This window comes from Sorangium sp. So ce693, from assembly GCF_051521375.1.
GTDB classification, from domain to species: domain Bacteria; phylum Myxococcota_A; class Polyangia; order Polyangiales; family Polyangiaceae; genus Sorangium; species Sorangium atrum.
The window spans coordinates 5,285,488-5,303,374 of sequence record NZ_CP150347.1 but is presented as its reverse complement, the minus strand read 5'-3'; the positions used below and the strand labels follow the sequence as shown (position 1 = coordinate 5,303,374).

Sequence of the window (17,887 nt, the reverse complement as noted above, 5' to 3'; positions counted from 1 at the left end):
AGGCGCGCGCCTGGACGCGCTTTCGGCGTCGCCACCTCGCGCGCGCGGCGCTGGATGTGACGAAGGCGTTCCTGTATGACGACATCCACGACCCCTCGGCCCGCGGATGGTCGCAGGCTGAGATCGTTACCCCGGAGGTTCCATTGCCGTACCCCCCACACGTCATCCAACCCTTCAAGGACGAGCTCATCTCCATCGGTTTCCGAGATCTCCTGACTTCGGACGACGTCGACTCCTGGATGGCTGAAAAGACCGGTACGTCGCTGTTGGTCGTCAACGCAGTCAACGGCGTCGCGGCCGGGATGACGCGACCGGCTGTCCGTATGGCGCTTGAGGAGTCGACGATGAAGCCGAGTCGACTGGCGACGGTCTTTGCTGGGCAAGATCTCGACGCCACGGCAAAGGCCCGCGGCTATTTCGCCGACATACCGCAGTCCGAGCCCTCGATTGCCTTGTTCAAGGACGGCGAGTTGGTCTACTTCCTCCCTCGCCACCGCATGGAGCACCGCCTCGCCGACGACCTTGCGAAGGAATTGGCCGCCATCTTCGAGGAGCACTGCTCCTGAACGAGGCGAGGCCCCTATGTGCCGTAACGCAGCAGGATCGAGCCTACACGGCCACGATCCTGAACATCTCTACCGCCACGCCTGATCGCGGGAGGGGCTATCCGGCCGGCCAGATCTTCCACTTCTGCTGGGGAACGTTCGTCCATTGATACTGCTGGATCACGCCCTTATTCGCCGTGGACCCACCCCTGACGTCCAGCACCTTCCGGCTGTGTCTCGCGACGATGCGAAACCAGTGATTGCCAAGCGGGTCCAGACGGAACTGCTGTCTGTAATGCCAGCCCCACTCCCATAGGACGAGCTCGACCCCGTTGGACTGAGAGGCGGCGGTGACGTCCAGGACCATCGCGCGGGGCAGGCAATGCGCCGCGACGAACCTGAAGTGCCCTTGGCCCGTGTAGTTCAAAATGAACTGCTGGTGAGGTTGGTTGCTCCATACCCACTGATGGACCTCGGCTCCTCCCCAGGTGTTGCCGGCATCGATGGTGATGTCCATGTTGCTGTGCTGCGCGACGATCCGCATGGGCGTCCCGAGGGGGATCGTGGCGAACCTGAGGTAGAGATCCTGGATCCCCATGCCACGATCGGTTTCCCCATCGAAGCGGAAGCGTTGCTCTGTGTTGTTGAGCGACAAGAGGGCTGCCCTCGTCCACCCGAGGGTTCTGGTCGCCACGTGATCGTCCTCATTGTTGAAGAGCTTCAACAGCTCTGCCACAAGGGCCGAGACGATCGCGATGAGAGCAGCCCAGCCGGCCGCGTCCGTGTCCGGATCGCCCGCGAGCTCATTGGAGGCCTTCACGCACGCGTCGGCCACCTTGAACAGCGCGTTGGAGATTCCATCGAAGATCGCTCCTGCGTCTTTTTCCCAGCACTCGATGGTCATGGTGAGCCTTCCGTCGACCCGCCCGCAGAAGGCAAGATCTCCGAGAGCGAACCAGTCCCAGTCCCCATCGTCGCAGCTTCCGAACTCCCTGGACCTGAACTCCCATTTCTCACCGGTATCGCTCCCGGCGCCCATGGCCCAGAAGATCTCGTCGGAAGGTCCAAAAACCGTGTCGCCTGAACGTTTGATGGTCTGCATCTTGAACGGCTGGATGATGAAGGCCTCACTAGAGCTCAGGACCTCGCCGGACCCCGCCTCGGCAGGCGCGGGATCCGGCGCAGGCTTCGCCTTTGCTGCGCTGTTCATGAAACAGGTGACGCTGATGCCATACTCATTCTGGGCGGCGACGAACGCTTCGTCCGTCAAATCGATCCCCTGGTCCGGGGCCAGCTTGGCGACATCCACGATCCGCACGTTCGGCTGGGCCGCGACCTCTCTGGTCAGCGCGGGGAGAGAGTCTGCCAGGTTCTGCAGGGTGTAGGCCGTGTCGAGCGACAGCTCGGCGATCGTGTCGGGCAAGAACTCCCGCCTCCGGGAGCTTTGGGTCTCCTGGTACGCCTTGCCCCACGCCTTGACCTCCTGCCGGGAGATCCCGCACTCAAGGGCATCGACGAGGTCTTGCTCGAGGTCGCTGAGCTCGTGTCCCGCCTCGAGGCGCGCCGCGGCGTGGAGGGCCACGCCGAGGAGCGGGTTCGCCGCTCGGTTCTTCTGCAGCCTCCCGACCGACCTCGAGTTGGCGGTCGCGCCGCCCGACAAGTGGTCGCGGAGCTTCTTCACGCGCTCGGCCGCGCTATGGCCCAAGGGCTTCTCGGTCTTCGTCGTTGTGGTCATGACACACCATCTTTCGGGTTGATTTGTAGACTTTTCCGCGGCCCCGCCGGCCGCGGGGCGCTATCCTAGCGAACGGCCGGCGTAATGAACAGGGCCTTGGTCCGACGGGTCTCACGCCGGTAGCACTGCCGCATCCGGCATCTGACCCGTCGAGGATCCTCCGCAAATATCAACGTCAGGGGACGTGCAACCCAGAAACGAGTCGCTTGCTTCCAACTCGGTCAGCTCATGCGCTCCTTGCCATGCGGCGACTTCGGCGGCGAGGGAATTCATGCAATACTCGATGCCTCTGCGTAAATCGGCGAGCGTAGTCATCCGGCTCATGTCGATGCCGAGGGACACCATCGTCTGCGCCACGGTGGGCCGCGAGCACGCGATCCCAGACCTGGATGACGGGGCTGGAGAGTCCCGAATGGTTTCCTGCTGCCTCCGGGACTGCTCTACGGGGAAGAGCGCCTTGGGAACGTCGATGTGCTTGGTGGCTGTCAGGTTCCAGGATAAATCGACGACGCCGGTCACGTCGCCCTGCGGATCGCGCGCGGGGCAATACCAGGTCTCGAACTCGACATGATGAACCATCGATATCGACTGATTGAACTCACCGACGAAAGCCCGCTTCAGCGACACGTCCTCCCCAAAGAGCTCGAACAAGTTTTTTCCCGACAAGCTCCCCTCGCTTCATCCCCATCGTCTCCACGGCGACGCCGTCTTGGAACGTATACGTCCCGCGGCTGTCCAGGGCGAAGACTGCGAGTGGCACAGAGCGCAGGAGAGGCTGCAGAATACTGAGCTGCAGTTCCGCCGAGCCGGTCGGCGGTGCGTTCGGCGCCGCCCGCAATGATGCGAGTACTGACCTGCGATCCGAGGACGGCTGAATTCGCCATGAGAACAGGCCCGTCGCGTGCTGGAGCTGACCATCGCATGCGACAGGCGCAGCACTCTCGAGAACGCGCCGCCACGCTTCGTTGAAGGCGCCTCGGTCGTCGGGATGGACGACGCTCGCGAGGGGCGTACCCTCGACGGCGATGGGCCCAAGGATCCTTCGCGCCTCGCGGCTCCAGCGCCCCTGCGTTGTCGGTGATGATTACGGCATCCGACGACAGCGCGAGTACATCCTGAAGAAGATCCATTCGCCCACTATATTGGCTTAACATGAAAAGCACGAGAGATTGCTTCCACTCGCGCGTGAGTGTGTCCAGGGCGAATAAGCGGCGATTGGCCGATGACGCGTCTACGTTGCCCGGCGTCATCGAGCCGTCGTCGTGTCCTCACGCACATGAAGAATGCGCTCCTGCTCACCGGCGATCATCGACGCTTCAGCCATTTGATTTTTCTTGATGCGCATACGCATATATGCATTCGCGCTGGCAAGCACGAACGCAACCCCACGCAAGATGCGTCACTCCTTCAGGCCCGACGCATCTCCGGAAATGGAAGCGAGAGCTGCCCGAGCGGCGCCCTCTTGCGGTAGCCGCTCCGCGGACCGCGTTCCGAAGCATGCTTGTGGAAGGCGGCCCCGTGGGTAGAGTCGCGGTGCGATGACGAAGCGGCTGAGCGGGGAGGAGGGAGTCGAAGTCCCGAGCCTGACGACGGCGGTGCTGAAGCTGTCTGCGCCGCACGTCGCGTGGCCAGGCCGCGTGGACGCCCCCGCCCGCACGACGGGGCGCCCGCGTCGCGCGGCCGGGAAGGAGGAGCGCTCGGGAGCGGCCGAGGCCGCCGGCGTGCGGCGCCGCAAGCGCGCTGCCCAGCCGTCCGCGGAACGGAGCGCACGCTGAGGCGGCGGGAGGCGCTGGAGCGGTGGATCACCCGGAGCTGCGGCTCGGGCTACCACCCGTGCGGGACGGCCCCGATGGGGCCCGAGGGGGACGTCTCGGCGGCGGTCGACGGGCGCGGGCGGGTCCGCGGCGTCGAGGGCCTTGTCGTCGCGGACGTGAGCATCATGCCGACCATCCCGAGCGTGAACACGAACCTGACGGCGCTGATGATCGGCGAGTGGCTCCGCGACGGCGCCGTGTAGCCGCCGCCCGGCTGCGAGAGACCCCCTCGCCGGCCGCGACCACCCAGAGCAGGTGCCTGCGGCGGCAGGACCGGGTCGCCTGCCTCGTCGAAGCACGACTCCTAGAGGACCGATCAGGTTGATTTTGTGATAATTCTGGTCGCTTCGATGGAAGGCTCGACGGTCTCGTCGGGCCATGATCTCGTCCGCGTCCGGAGGTGCACGGATGGAACGATGGTCGCCGCCCGTGGAGCTGTCGCGGCAAGAGCAGGCGCTGATGAAGCGGCTGACGCGCGTGAGAGCACTGTTCGGCTTTCTCAGGCAGCACCGGCACGAGCTGTTCGATGAGACGTTCCAGGAGCAGCTGGAGGGCATGTACCGGACGACGGGGGCAGGCGAGCCGCCGCATCCACCGGCGCTGATGTGCATGGTCACGCTGCTCCAAGGCTACGTCGGCGCATCGGATGCCGAGGCGGTGGAGTTGTCCGTCGTCGACCTGCGCTGGCAGATGGTGCTCGGGTGCCTGGGTGCGGCGACGCCCCCGTTCTCGCAGGGCGCCCTGCAGGCGTTCCGAGAGAGGATGGTCGCGCACGAGATGGACCGGATGCTGCTGGAGAGGACCGTGGCGCTTGTTCGGTCCGGCGCGATGACGGAGGGCGAGAGGCGTGCGGTGTCCAAGGCGCTGCGCGTGGCGATCGATAGCCGCCCTTTAGCGGGGGCCGGGCGGGTTGAGGACACGATCAACCTGCTCGGCCATGCTGCACGCAACATAGTCCGCGTCGTGTCGAAGATCACGGAGCGTCCGCCCGAGGAGATCTGCCGCAAGGCGGGTATCCCGCTGCTTCTGGCTCCCAGCATCAAGGCCGGGCTCGACCTGGACTGGAGCGACCCGAAACAGAAGGCGGCAGCGATTCAGATCCTGGAGCGGCAGGTCTCGTCGCTGCAGCAGTGGGTCGACCGCCACCTGGACGACGTCGTCGAGCAGCCGCTTCGCACCTATCTGGAGGCGGTCACACAGGTTCGAGACCAGGACCTGGAAACAGCCGAGGATGGGACCGTTCGCATCCGGCAAGGCGTTGCACCTGACCGCCGTGTCTCCATTGAAGACGCCGAGATGCGCCACGGTCGCAAGAGCCGCTCGAAGCGCTTCGACGGCTACAAGGAGCACATCGCACGCGACCTTGACCTTCCCGTTATTGTCGCCTGCGCGGTCACGCCAGCGAATCGGCCCGAAGAAGAGGGTGCCGCGCCGATCGCCGAGGACGTCCAGCATCAGCGGCTGCGCCTCGTCGAGCTGCACATCGATCGCGCCTACGTCCACAGTCCCGTCGTTGACGACGTGATCCGCGCTGGCGGCCAGGTGTTCTCGAAGCCTTGGGGCCAGCGGGCTCGCAGCCCCGATCTATTCAGCAAGCGCGACTTCAAGATCAACCTGCGCGCCAAGACAATCACGTGTCCAGCGGGACAGATCGAGGTGTTCGAACCGGGCGATACTGTCGAGTTTGACCCTGAGGAGTGTGGCGCGTGCCCCCTCCGAGCCAAGTGCACGCAAGCTGCCTCGGGGCGAGGGCGGACCGTGTCCATCGCCGAGGATGAAGCTCTGCAGGGCAAGTTCCGGAAGTTGCAGCAGACCGGGCCAGGACGCGCCGTGCTCCGGCAGCGGACAGCTGTGGAGCATGCGCTCGCCCATATCGCGGCGCGGAAAGGACACTGCGCGCGCTACATCGGCGCCAGGAGAAATCTGTTCGACCTCCGGCGCACCGCAGCCATCCAGAATCTTGAGGCGGCCCAGCGGCTGATCCGGGAGGCTGCATAACATGTCGAAATTAGACGATTTTCAACATGTTCGGCGTTCTAGAAGGGGGAGGGCAGCAGGGGCACGGACCATTCATCGTCCTCCTGACTAACTTTGCGCGGACCGAGCGCTATGCCGACGTCATTCGCCGGAGTGTCGCGGTCTGATGCTCGGTTGACCGGGGCCGACAGTGAGGACGATGATCGCCAAGAGTTTGCGCGCGCTCAGGCTGCTCCTGGCTGTCAGCCTGCTTGCCATTGCCGTCATCGCCCTGCAGCACCTGGTCCGCCCGACGGTGGCGGCCGAGGTCGTCGCGAGCCTCCGCCTCGTGCCCGGCCGACGGGTCGCGCTTGCCGCCCTCGTCACGGCGGTGAACTACGCGGTCTTCAGCGGATACGAATGGCTGGCGGTCCGCTATGCAGGGGAGCGGCTCTCCTTCAGGCGGGCGGCGTTCGCTTCCTTCGTCGCGTATGGGATCAGCCAGAGCCTGGGCATGTCGCCCTTGACCGGCGGTGCTGTGCGATGGCGCCTTTACTCCGGTTGGGGAGTCTCGCCATGGGCGGTGGCCAGGATTGTTGCCTTCAACCTCCTGTCCTACTGGATGGACATGGCCGTTCTGGCGGGGCTGCTGTCTCTCGCTGTGCCCGTCACCCGGTTCTCGGTGGTCTCGGTGTGGCAGCGGGTCATCGGGGGAGTCCTCCTCGTGCTCGTCGCCGTCTACGTGGGGCTCTGCGCGCGAGGACGCCCGCTGCGCCTACGGAGCCTCACGCTAGCGCCGCCCGCGCCCCGGTTCGCCCTGGCTGGGATCGCGTTCGGCGTCATCGACTGGGCTCTGGCTGGCTCGGTCCTCGCCGCGATGGCCGGCGATGTGCTTCCGATCTCGATTCCGCGCCTCCTCACTGCCTTTCTGCTCGCGCAGCTCGCGGGCATCGCGAGCCAGGTGCCAGGGGGCATCGGCATCTTCGAATCGGTCTCGCTGCTGCTCCTCACGCGTTCAGGCGCTGCGTCCGCCCCCGCCCTCGCGGGGCGGCTGATCGCCTACCGAGCTCTCTACTACCTCGTGCCGCTCGCGCTCGCGCTGCTCGCGTGGCTCCTGCGCGAGCTGCAGGAGCGCGGCCGCGCTCTCTCCAGGATGGCCGTCGCCGGCCTGCAGGTCTTGTGGGACTTTTCCCCGTCGATCTCCGCGGCAGGCACGTTCCTCGCGGGAGCCGCGCTCGTCCTGACGAACGCCTATCCCGGCGGCGCCGCCTTCGGCCGGCTCAGCCGCTTCATCCCCGACACCCTTCTCGAGCTCTCGCGCCTGCTCGGGAGCGTTGCGGGAGCGGCGCTCCTGTTCCTCGCTCGGGGCATCCGGCGCCGGCTGGCCGGGGCCTTCCATTTGACCGTCGCCCTGCTCGTGGTGGTGACTCTCCTCGGCGCCGCCCGGGGACACCCGCCCTGGCACGCGACCGGCGTAGCCTGTCTGCTCGCCCTCCTCGTGCCCTTGCGGGCCCGCTTCTACCGGCGGTCGTCGCTGTTCGACGACGTCTTCTCCCCGGCCTGGAGCGCGGCGATCTCGCTGGTGATCATCGGCGGTGTGAGCCTCACCGCCTTCTCTCGGCGTCACGCCGCCTACTCGGCCCAAACACTCTGGCAGTTCCTGACCGCCAGCGACGCCCCTCGGGCGCTCAGGGCGTCGGTGGCCGCTCTGGCGACCGCGATGCTCCTCGCCTGGGCGAAGCTCATGCGACCACCTCCCGTCCGGGCACGCGCGGCGAGCCCGAGCGATCTCGCGCGCGCCGAACGGCTCGTCGGCGCCGCTCGAGATACCCTCGCCTGCCTGGCGCGCCTCGGGGACAAGTCGCTTCTCTTCAGCGAGAGCGGCAAGTCCTTCTTGATGTTCAGCGTCCAGCGGCGCAGCTGGATCTGCCTTGGCGATCCGATCGGGCCAGGCGACGAAGCGGCGGAGCTGCTCCGGCGCTTCCGGGAGCTCTGCGACGAGTACGACGGCTGGCCGGTCTTCTACCAGGTCCGGCCAGAATGGCTCTTCCGCTACGTCGATCTGGGCCTTCGCCTCGTCAAGATCGGGGAGACGGCGCGGGTGGATCTCGGCGCCTTCTCGCTGGAGGGTCATGAACACAAGGCGCTCCGCCAGATCCAGCGCAAGTTCGATCGCCCGCCTTACCGGTTCGAGCTGGTCGCCCCGGCGGACGTCCCGCCGATCCTCCCCGCGCTGAAGGCGACCTCTGATCTGTGGCTCCGCGCCAAGGAAACGCGCGAGAAGCGCTTCTCGAACGGCTATTTCAGCCCGAGCTACCTCGAGCGCTCACCCATCGCGCTTCTCCGCGACGAGAGCCACATCCTCGCCTTCTGCAATGTCCTGATGGTCGCCGAGGAGCTGTCCATCGACCTCATGAGACACCGGCCCGATTCGCCGCGCGGGGTGATGGATTACATGCTTCTACAGCTGCTGCTCTGGGGGCAGCGGGAAGGCTACCGCTGGTTCGACTTTGGAGTCGCGCCCCTGTCCGGCTTCGAGCAGCACCGGGGCGCGCCCGCGTGGACCCGCATCGCGCACATCTTGTTCGAGACCGAGAGACCCTACCACTTCAAGGGACTGCGAGCGTACAAGGAGAAATTTGGACCCGTCTGGTCTCCCCGCTATCTCGCCTATCCGCCGGGGCTGAATCTCCCTCAGGTGATCTCGGACCTCATCGTGCTCCAGTCCGGGGGCATCAAGGGGGTGCTAGGCCGCTGAGCCGCTTCGAGCGGCCCCTGCTCCGAGACTTTGTCGTGGCGGCGCTGGGGGAGAGCCGAGCGCGGGAGCGGGCCGCCCGTTCGGCCGGGTCAAGGTGTCACTGGATCGCCTCCAGCGCGTGCAAGGTGTATCGTTCTGGTCCTGCCCGTGACGCCGGGCGGAAGGCGAAGGGCGCCTCCGCCATCACGCGGCTCGCCGCGAGGCCGGCGCAATGGCGGCGCATGGATCCGCGAGGCAACTGGAAAGGTTGAGTCGTCGGATGGCGCTCCAGATTGAAAGCGAGGTCGTACGGGAGCCACATCATGAGATATGCGGCTCGGGATGCGCCCCGCCGCTCCCTGCTGCTGAATGCTCAACCGCGAAGGGCGCGACTCACCCCCCGTGAACGATCGCGGCGATTCTGCCGAGATCGATGGCGGAGCGTCCATCCGCCGTCACCGTCCATCGCGTCAGGCGAAATTGCAACCGTGAAGGTTGCGTCCGCGTGCTCATCTTGCCGTTCGTGGACAGCTCGCTGCCGTTTCTGGACAGGCGAATGGTCACGAGGCCCCCTGGCGACGGCGAATCTCGCTCCTCGTCCCAATTGCGTTCGCGAGAATCCGGAGGCGCGCATGGAGGGAATGCAGCTTGACGTGCCCGGATGTTTCTTCTAGTAACCGCCGCCGAAAGGCTCGAATTCGCACGGAGATGTTCAGAATGATGAAGGCGTTCATTAGGCCCGTATCGCTCGCTCTGCTCGCGGGCGGCTCGCTCGGCTGCGAGCCCAGCACCGCGAACGACCGCAGCCAGAACGACGTCGGCGGCGGCGGGAGCAGCGGCGCGTGCACCCCCGAGGACGACGGCAACCCCTGCACGGAGGACGTCTGCGAGGGCGGCGTGCCCACGCACGAGCCCACGGTGACGGGGACCGCCTTGCCCGATCAGGTGACCGGCGATTGCCGGCAGGCCGTGTGTGACGGCAATGGCGCCGTGACCCAGCAGAACGACGACGCCGACCTGCCCGACGACATGAACGCCTGTACCGACGACGTGTGCAGCGCGGGCGCGCCGTCGAACCCCCCGATTGCGGCGGGCGCCGCCTGCGGCCAGGGCCTCGTGTGTGACGGCAACGGCATGTGCGTCGGCTGCAACACGCCGGCCGACTGCGCGGGCACCGATGACGCGTGCAAGGCGCGCACGTGCGAGGCCGGCGTGTGCGGCGTGAGCTTCACTCCCGCGAACACGCCCGCGGGCATGCAGACCCCCGGCGATTGCAGCGCGATCGTGTGCGACGGCAACGGCGACACCACGACCATCGCCGACGACGCCGACCTTCCGCCCGACGACGCCGACCCCTGCAAGGTGCCCGCGTGCAGCGCCGGTCAGCCGGCCGTCGCCGACGCGCCGGACGGCACCGCCTGCGCGGACGGCGACGCGTGCACGCAGACGGACGCCTGCCAGGCCGGCGTGTGCGTCGGCGGGGACGTCGGCACGACCTTCGTCATGGGGTCCGTGGCCGTGGATGTCGAGGTCGCGGACCTGGATGGAGACGGCAAGCTCGATCTGATCACCGTCGAGAACGCAGGGAGCGGCAACGTCAGCGTGCGCCTCGGCCTGGGCGACGGCACGTTCGGCCCGCTGGTCAATTACGCCGCCGCGAGCAGCAACAGCGGCGTCACCGCAGCGGACCTGAACGGCGACGGCAAGCCGGACATCGCGCTCGTCTCCTCCCTGACCAAGAACGTGCACGTGCTGCTGAACCAGGGCGACGGCACCCTTGCCGCCGCCGTGGGTTACCCGACGAACGCGGGCCCGTATGACATCGCGGCCGCGGACGTGAACGGCGACGGCGCGGTCGATCTCGCCGTCGCGTATTTGGGCAACAACAACGTGAGCGTGTTGCTCAACCGGGGCGACGGCACGTTCGCGGCCAAGGTCGACTACCCGGTGACGAGCGGGATCGGCGCCGCCGTGCTCAGGGCCGGGGACCTCAACGGCGACGGCAAACCCGACCTCGTGTTCTCGCGCGGCAGCACGGCCAACGTCCTCCTCAACCAGGGCGACGGCACGTTCGGCGCCGCGACGTCCTACCCCGTGGGCGACCCGGCCATCCGCGCCCTGGACATCGCCGATCTGAACAATGACGGGAGCATCGATCTCGCGGCGGCCTACAGCAACGGGAGCACCTCCGGCGTGAGCGTGCTGCTGAACCAGGGCGACGGCAGCTTCGCCGCCGCGGTCAACCATGCCGTGACCCCGATCGCCAACGGCATCGCGGCCGGTGACATCGACGGCGACGGCGACGCGGACCTCGCCGTCGCCAGCTCGAACTCCAACGTCGTGTCGGTGCTCCTCAACGCGGGGGACGCGAGCTTCGGCGCGCCGACCACGTACTCCATGCCAGGCGGCGTCTACCGCATGACGGCGGGCGATCTGAACGCGGACGGCCGGTCGGACTTCCTCGTCGCGAACGGCGCCGTGCGGGTGTACCTCTCGACCTGCATGCCCTGACGCGCCGCGCCCGCACCCGCGGGCGCTTCCAATCCCAGCTTCACCACCATGGCCATCACGGCGCCAGCTCTCACAGGCTGCTCTCCGCGCGATGCTGTTGCTCCTGGGTGCCAGCGCTCGTGAACGTTCACGGCCGGCGTCGCGGCTGGAGGCGCGGAAGGCCCGCGGCCGCGCGCCCCGCGGACAGGGTCTCGGAGGGGCTCTCGCCGAACCGGCGCCTGTATTCAACGCTGAACCGCCCCGGGTGACCGAGCCCGAGCGCGGCCGCGACGCCCGCGACCGACGCACCGGCCGAGGGCTCGGCCAGATGGCGGCGCGCGAGCTCGAACCGGCGCCGACGCAGGAAATCCATCGGGGGCACTCCCCGGCACGCCACGAAGGCTGCCCGCAGGGACCGCTCCGGCACGCCCGCCGCGGCGACGATGTCGGCCAGGGTGATGGGCTCCGCGGCGTGCGCGGCCATGTATTCTTCCGCCTTGCGGACGCACGCCGGGGCCACGCGCGGCTGCGGCGCATCGAGGATCGCCGATTGGCTGTGACGGGCGTGCACCAGGAGGCTCGTGAAGAGCGCGCCGCGCAGCGCCGTGAGCAGCACCGGCGAGGCCCATGCCTGCTCGATCTGGCGGCGGAAGAGCTGCGCGATCTCGTGCACCGTGCGGCCCGGTCCGTTCTCGAGGTCGAGCGCCACATCGAAGCAGATCGGGCCGCGCAGCGCAGCGCCCGTGAGCGCGGTGAAATGGGCGTCGAGCGCTCCGCGATCGATCACGAGGGTCCGCCCGTGAAACTCCGCGTCGATATCGAGAACGCAAGATCGCCCTGGTGAGAAGAGCGCGCCCCGCCGGTCCGGCACGACGCGGAACGTCTCGCCCGCGTGGTGACCGGCGCTCTCTCCTCCGGCCGAGAGAGACAGGATGTAGTGCTTCCCGATGTCCGGCAGGGAGGCCTGCCCTCCGCCGGTCCAGTCGCCCATCACGACACGGGTCGCGCCGAAGGAGACGACCTCCAGCGCACAGCCGAAAGGTGTACCGCGCGTGGGCTCGAGGGTCGCCTCCGCGTAAACGCGGCTGAAGACCTCCCGGGCCTCGCAGACGTCGCGGGTGCGCACGAGCTGGGCCCGCGCGATCCCCGCCCCCGGCGCCTGCTCGGCGCGCGATGGCCCTTCACCCCGATAGCTCGTCCGGACAAAACGAAGCCCATCCCCCGGCATGAGCCAAGGGAGCGTGAATGTCTCGAGGATGTCAAGCCTTTATGAGCCAACCAGGTAGGACCGGCCGCGCGCGCCTACGCACCCGGGACGCTCATCGCTTTCTGCCCATCGAAATGCAGCAAGTTCGAGAGGCCAGTATAGATAATGAGCACACGAACTCTCACCCTTGCAGCTTCCTCGATCACGCCCGCCCGACCGATAAGCAGGCGACCGTGACAGCAATCCACGAACAATCGGAGAAAGGAGGGAGCGGGCGACGAGGCGGATCGAGGTGAGGAGGAGGTCCACGGTCATGGCGGCGTCGTGCTCGGCACGTCGGCCTCACGCGGCCAGCGGCGGCCGTGCGAGGATGTGCGGCGTGACCACAACGCCGCAGAAGCCGCGCAAGGATCCGCGCCAGGAGCGCTCGCGCAGCACGGTCGACGCCATCCTCGAGGCCGCCGGTCAGCTGATCGAGCGCGAAGAGGAGGCGAAGCAGGGCCGTGTATCGACCACGCACATCGCCGAGCGCGCCGGCGTCAGCGTGGGCTCGCTGTATCAGTACTTCCCCAACCGCGAGGCGCTGGTCGCGGCGCTCCTGCGCCGCTTCGTGCAAAAACGCTTCGCCGAGATCCGCCGGGTGCTCGACGAGGTCGAGCCGCTCCCGCTGGAGGCGGCGTTGCACCGGCTGGCCGGCCGGCTGATCGAGCTCGAGCTGGCCCACGCGCGCGTGATGAGGGCGCTCATGAAGTGGTTCGTGCGGGTGGGCGACTTCGATCTGATCGCCGACGCCGACCGCGAGGCCGAGGCCGCGCTGGCCGAGCTCCTGGTGCGCATCCGGCCGAAGACCCGCGCGGTGGATCCGCAGCTCGGCGGCTTCTTCCTGTTCCACGCAATGCGAAACACCCTGGGCATGGCGGCCTTCCGCGAGGACGACATGCTGCGCGCGCCGGCCGCGCAGGCCGAGCTCACCCGGCTTTTGTACGGCTATTTACGGCCGGACTGACGGCCGCCGGCGCGCGCGGGCGCGGCGCCGGGAATGCGAATGGGCGGCGCCGGTCGCGCTGCCTAGATCGAGGCGCATGCGTTCCTTCCAATGGGTCACGCGCGCCGAGCCACACCGGGCGCGCCGGCGCCGCATCCTGCGCGAGCACCCCGAGATCCGCGCGCTGTTCGGCTACGACCGGCGCACCATCGCGGTCACGCTGGCGGTGGTGCTCGCGCAGTTCGCCGTCGCCTGGTCGCTCGGCGTGCTCGCCGCGCCCTGGTGGGTGGTCACGCTGGCGGCGGCGACGTTCGGCGCGGTGCTCTCGCACTGGTGCGCGATGGCCATCCACGAAGCGGCGCACGATCTGGCCGCTCGCCGCGCGCGCTCGAACAAGCTGCTGGCGCTGTTCGCCAACCTGCCGATGGTGCTGCCGGCGGCGATGAGCTTCCGCCGTTACCACCTCGCGCACCACGCGCTGCTCGGCGTGGCCGGCGAGGACACCGATCTGCCGCGCTCGCTCGAGGTGCGGCTGATCGGCACCGGCCGCGTGCGCAAGTTCCTGTGGCTGTTCTTCTACTTCGTGGCCTACCTGGGCCGCGCCGCGCGCTTCGCCAAGCTGCCGAACCGCGACGAGTGGATCAACCTGGCCATCCAGCTGCCCGCCGCGTGGCTCTCGTGGCGCCTGCTCGGCGCGCCCGGCTTCGCCTACTTGCTGCTGTCGACCTTGATCGGCCACAGCCTGCACCCGGTGGCCGCCCACTTCGTGCACGAGCACTACGTGTACGCGCCCGACCAGGAGACCTACAGCTACTACGGGCCGCTCAACCACGTGACGTTCAACGTGGGTTACCACGTCGAGCACCACGACTTCATGAACGTGCCCGGCTGGCGCCTGCCCGCGCTGCACCGCATCGCCAAGCGCCACTACGACACGCTGGTCTCGCACCGCTCGTGGACCTGGGTGCTCTGGCACTTCATCACGGATCCATCCCTGGGCCCGCACGCCCGCATCGTGCGCTCCCGCGCCGTCCATGATGGCGCCATGAGGCGGTCGATCCAGGTCGGCGCCAGCGATGTGTAGCCGCCGCCCGGAGGCGATAGACCCGCCGCTGTCGGCGGGACGACCTCAGGACGGGCTGGACAAGGGGCAGGAGGCGCCGCCCGCGGGAGCGCTCAAGGCGCCGTTGCGCAGCCGCGACCTCGGAAGACGACCAGACCGCCGAGCTGGACACCCACGACGTCAGGGCACCCATTGCAGTCAAAATCGGTGATGCCGACGCCGAAACCGTCGATGTCCTCGAACGTGCCGGGGAATGGCGCTGGCTGGGCCTCGAACGTGCCCTCCGGCGTCTGGAGGAACGACCACATCTCGGCGGTGTTTCGGCTGACCGCGACGAGATCGCTCCGCCCATCGAGGTTCAGATCGGCGATCTGAAGGCCCCCGGAGACGAAGTACTGGTGATCATCGATGGTGAGCAGCGGCTGCGGCGCCGTCAGGTGGCCGAGATCGTCTTGCAGCAGGATCCAGACCCGCATCGGCCCGTCGGTGTACTCGTGCGTGACGGCGGCGACGTCCTGGCGTCCGTCGTTGTTCACGTCGCCCACCGCGACCGAGACGAACGAGACACCTGAGCTCGGCGGCGTGGTCTCGAAGAATACCTGCTGTCCGGACGTGTCGAAACCGCGCTCGACGTCGAGCGGAAAGACAGCGATGCCCGCGCCCACGCCGCTCATCGCGATCACCGCGTCGGGGTACCCGTCCCCGGTCACGTCGCCGGTGACGATGCCGGACATGAACACGCCGGCCGGCTGCTCGTGTGTCAGCTCGAAGCCGCCGCCGCCGTCGCCCCGGTAGATGAGGATCTTGCTGTTGTACCCGAGCCCGACGATGTCGAGGACGCCATCCCCGTCATGGTCCACGGCGGTCGGGGAGAACGTGGTTGGCCCGGCGATCGTCCTCGGGGGGTCGAAGGCGCCGCCGCCCTGGTTGTGGAGGAAGACGAGCCCTCCCTGCTGCGCGACGACGACGTCGAGCACGCCGTCGTCGTCCGCGTCGAGCAGCAACGTGTCTTCGACCGAGTTGGCCGGCGTGGAAGGGGTGTAGATGACTTCGCCGTTCAGCTCCCGCACCCGCGGATGCGTCTGCAAGTACAGGGCTTTGCGATCCGTGCTCACGAAGTCGAAGCGCCTGTCCCCGTCGATGTCGCCCAGCGACAGCTGACCCATGTACACGCCCGAGGACTCCGCGGGATAGAGGAGGCCGGGTTTCAGGTAGTAGCCGCTGCCGTCGCTCGGCTCCTCGCCAGGGAACGGGCCCGCGCATCGATCGCCCGCGCCGCCGCCGTTCGGCACATGGGCGCCGCCGCCGTTCGGCACATCGACGAGGCGCTCGGCCGTCCCCGGCCGGGCAACGGGCCTGTCCGCCGAGCCGACGTCAGCCTCCTCGTCGTCCTGCGGCGGATCGACCTGCGGCGGATCGAGCGAGTCGCTCTGGGAAGATGGCTCGGGAACGACAACAGAGCTCTCGCACCCCGAGCTGAATCCGACAAGCAAACAACAAGCTACCCACATGCTTCCGCTGCCGCGTCGCGCACACCTCATAGGTTACCTCCGCAAGACAAGTGAACCCCACGAACCTGAACGTCTCCAGGACACGCCCGTCCCCCCACGCCCTCAGCGGCTCGGCGACTACGATGCCGTGAACGGGCTATGCATTCATTGGAGAAGGAAAATCGCAGCGCGTCATCAGGGACGCGGCCGCGCGTTCTTGCCCGGAGCCGCTGTTCGGCGTCCGGAGCGCTCACGCCGCGCCGCGGGGGCGTTCCTCCCATGGAGGCCGGGACCTCCAGCTGAAGGCTGGCCGCGTGCACGTGGAAGTGGCTCTACTATGGCCCGGCCACCCGGAGCGCCCTCCGCAAGCGGCGCGAGCGCGCGGCCGAGGCCTCGACGGAGGGGCGCGAGCGCGCGGCCTGGTCGCCCAGCGTGTTGCTCGACCGCGAGATGCTGCTCCGCTCGTACCTGCCGTATGCCCTCGTGCACTTCGTCCTCCTGCCGCTCGCGTTCCTGCCGCTCGGCCGCGGGGCAGCGCTCGGCGTGCTCGTCAACAGCGTGGTGGCGGAGCTCCTGTCGAACCTGCACAGCTTCGCGGTGATCGCGCCGACCCACACCGGCCTGGATATCCCCATCTTCGAGGGCGCCGCGCGCAGCCGCGAGGAGTATTACGTCCGGCAGATCGTCGGCTCGGTGAACTACGAGAGCCCCGGCAGCGCCGCCGACGTCCTGCACGGCTACATGGGGTATCAGATCGAGCATCACCTCTGGCCGGACCTGCCGCTCCGGCAATACCCCGAGGTCGCGAGGGAGGTCGAGGCGCTGTGCCGCGAGGTCGGGCTCCCGTACCGCAGGGACTCCGTCTGGAGGCGGATCACCGAGATGGTCCGCGCGGTGATCTGCGACGAGGAGGTGCAGGCCGCGCGCGTCGCGATCTCCGACGCCGGCGCGCGCCGCGCCGGGCGGAAGGACGGCGGTGGCCTTGAGCTCGCTGCCTTGCACGGATAGGCTCCGAGGATCATCGATCTCGGGCTCGCGCGGACGTCACGGGCGTCACGGACGTCGGATTCAGGAACAGGGAGAGAGGGAGTCATGACGACGAATCAGGAACGACAGCTGGTGGTGACGTGGCAAGATCCTGCGCCGGCCGTGGAGAGGGTGAGATCGATGTCCGGCCTCGCCTACCTCACAGCCATGATGAACGGCGAGCTGCCGATGGCGCCCATCGCGAGCCTCCTCGGGCTGCGGGTCGCGGCGGTGGAGGCCGGCCGGGTCGTCATCTCCGGATCTCCCGGCGAGCAGCACCACAATCCGATCGCGATGGTCCACGGCGGCTATCTGAGCACGATGCTCGACTCCGCGATGGGCTGCGCCGTGCACGCGTCGCTGGAGGCGGGGGTCGGCTACACGACCGTCTCGCTCCAGGTCAGCTTCGTGAAGGCCCCGCGCGCCGGCGGGCCCGAGCTCATCGCCGAGGGCCGGGTCGTCCACCTCGGCAAGCGCCACGCGACCGCCGACGGGACGCTGCGCGACGCCGACGGCACCCTCTACGCCCACGCCACCACGACGTGCCTGATCCTGCGGTGAGCGCCGCCCGCGATGCCCGCAGCGCACGAAGGCGGGAGAGACGGAGAGATAGAGAGACAGAGAGACGGAGAGCGTGGCGGATCGCGGGGCCTGCCCCTGTCAGACGCTCCTCGTCTGCGACGTCCTCCCGGGACGCGGGACTCGGCACCTCGTCCCGCAGGAAGCGGAATCCTGGAGCGACAAACGGGTTGAAGTCTCACGCAAACAGCGAGAAGCCGAAACCCCAAAAGACGCCAGATTCTTGTTGTTTTCTTGGCGTCTTCTGGCGTCTTGGCGGT

The 17,887-nt window shown here is 67.9% G+C and carries 13 protein-coding genes; 9 read left to right on the top strand and 4 right to left on the bottom strand.

Going from position 1 to position 17,887, the window contains the following annotated elements:
- Positions 1-56 precede the first annotated feature (56 nt).
- On the top strand, positions 57-566 hold the full coding sequence (locus WMF14_RS19825) for a BrxA/BrxB family bacilliredoxin (RefSeq protein ID WP_437803048.1): 510 nt from the start codon (positions 57-59) through the stop codon (positions 564-566).
- A 97-nt stretch (positions 567-663) separates the two neighbouring features.
- On the opposite strand, the gene WMF14_RS19820 is transcribed toward WMF14_RS19825, so the two are convergent.
- Positions 664-2,280: an RICIN domain-containing protein gene (locus tag WMF14_RS19820; RefSeq protein WP_437803047.1), complete on the bottom strand. Its 1,617-nt coding sequence runs from the start codon at positions 2,278-2,280 to the stop codon at positions 664-666.
- A gap of 111 nt (positions 2,281-2,391) precedes the next feature.
- Positions 2,392-2,931, bottom strand: coding sequence for a hypothetical protein (locus WMF14_RS19815; protein WP_437803045.1), 540 nt, complete (start codon positions 2,929-2,931; stop codon positions 2,392-2,394).
- 973 nt (positions 2,932-3,904) lie between these two features.
- On the opposite strand from WMF14_RS19815, the gene WMF14_RS19810 reads away from it, so the two are divergent.
- From WMF14_RS19810 to WMF14_RS19795, 4 genes are all read left to right on the top strand, one after another.
- Positions 3,905-4,297, top strand: a complete 393-nt coding sequence (locus tag WMF14_RS19810) for a GMC family oxidoreductase (protein ID WP_437803043.1) — start codon at positions 3,905-3,907, stop codon at positions 4,295-4,297.
- A 205-nt stretch (positions 4,298-4,502) separates the two neighbouring features.
- Complete coding sequence (locus WMF14_RS19805; RefSeq protein ID WP_437801052.1) at positions 4,503-6,092, top strand: IS1182 family transposase; 1,590 nt, start codon at positions 4,503-4,505, stop codon at positions 6,090-6,092.
- A 178-nt stretch (positions 6,093-6,270) separates the two neighbouring features.
- Complete coding sequence (gene mprF, locus WMF14_RS19800) at positions 6,271-8,808, top strand: bifunctional lysylphosphatidylglycerol flippase/synthetase MprF (RefSeq protein ID WP_437803041.1); 2,538 nt, start codon at positions 6,271-6,273, stop codon at positions 8,806-8,808.
- A 696-nt stretch (positions 8,809-9,504) separates the two neighbouring features.
- Positions 9,505-11,298, top strand: coding sequence for an FG-GAP repeat domain-containing protein (locus WMF14_RS19795; protein ID WP_437803039.1), 1,794 nt, complete (start codon positions 9,505-9,507; stop codon positions 11,296-11,298).
- Positions 11,299-11,425: 127 nt separating this feature from the next.
- Here the strand turns inward: WMF14_RS19795 and WMF14_RS19790 are convergent, their stop codons facing one another.
- A complete protein-coding gene (locus WMF14_RS19790; RefSeq protein ID WP_437803036.1) occupies positions 11,426-12,505 on the bottom strand; it encodes a helix-turn-helix domain-containing protein in 1,080 nt (359 codons plus the stop codon).
- 358 nt (positions 12,506-12,863) lie between these two features.
- Here WMF14_RS19790 and WMF14_RS19785 point away from each other — a divergent pair, with 358 nt between their 5' ends.
- Both WMF14_RS19785 and WMF14_RS19780 read left to right on the top strand, forming a co-directional pair.
- The gene (locus WMF14_RS19785) at positions 12,864-13,490 is read left to right on the top strand and encodes a TetR/AcrR family transcriptional regulator (protein WP_437803033.1); all 627 of its coding nucleotides are present in this window, start codon (positions 12,864-12,866) and stop codon (positions 13,488-13,490) included.
- A 76-nt stretch (positions 13,491-13,566) separates the two neighbouring features.
- Entirely contained in the window at positions 13,567-14,553 is a 987-nt protein-coding gene (locus tag WMF14_RS19780; RefSeq protein WP_437803030.1) for a fatty acid desaturase, read from the top strand.
- 92 nt (positions 14,554-14,645) lie between these two features.
- On the opposite strand, the gene WMF14_RS19775 is transcribed toward WMF14_RS19780, so the two are convergent.
- Entirely contained in the window at positions 14,646-16,025 is a 1,380-nt protein-coding gene (locus WMF14_RS19775) for an FG-GAP repeat domain-containing protein (RefSeq protein WP_437803027.1), read from the bottom strand.
- Positions 16,026-16,328: 303 nt separating this feature from the next.
- On the opposite strand from WMF14_RS19775, the gene WMF14_RS19770 reads away from it, so the two are divergent.
- Positions 16,329-17,030, top strand: coding sequence for a fatty acid desaturase family protein (locus WMF14_RS19770; protein WP_437804247.1), 702 nt, complete (start codon positions 16,329-16,331; stop codon positions 17,028-17,030).
- Between the two features lie 84 nt (positions 17,031-17,114).
- Positions 17,115-17,609, top strand: a complete 495-nt coding sequence (locus tag WMF14_RS19765) for a PaaI family thioesterase (protein ID WP_437803025.1) — start codon at positions 17,115-17,117, stop codon at positions 17,607-17,609.
- Positions 17,610-17,887: the final 278 nt, after the last annotated feature.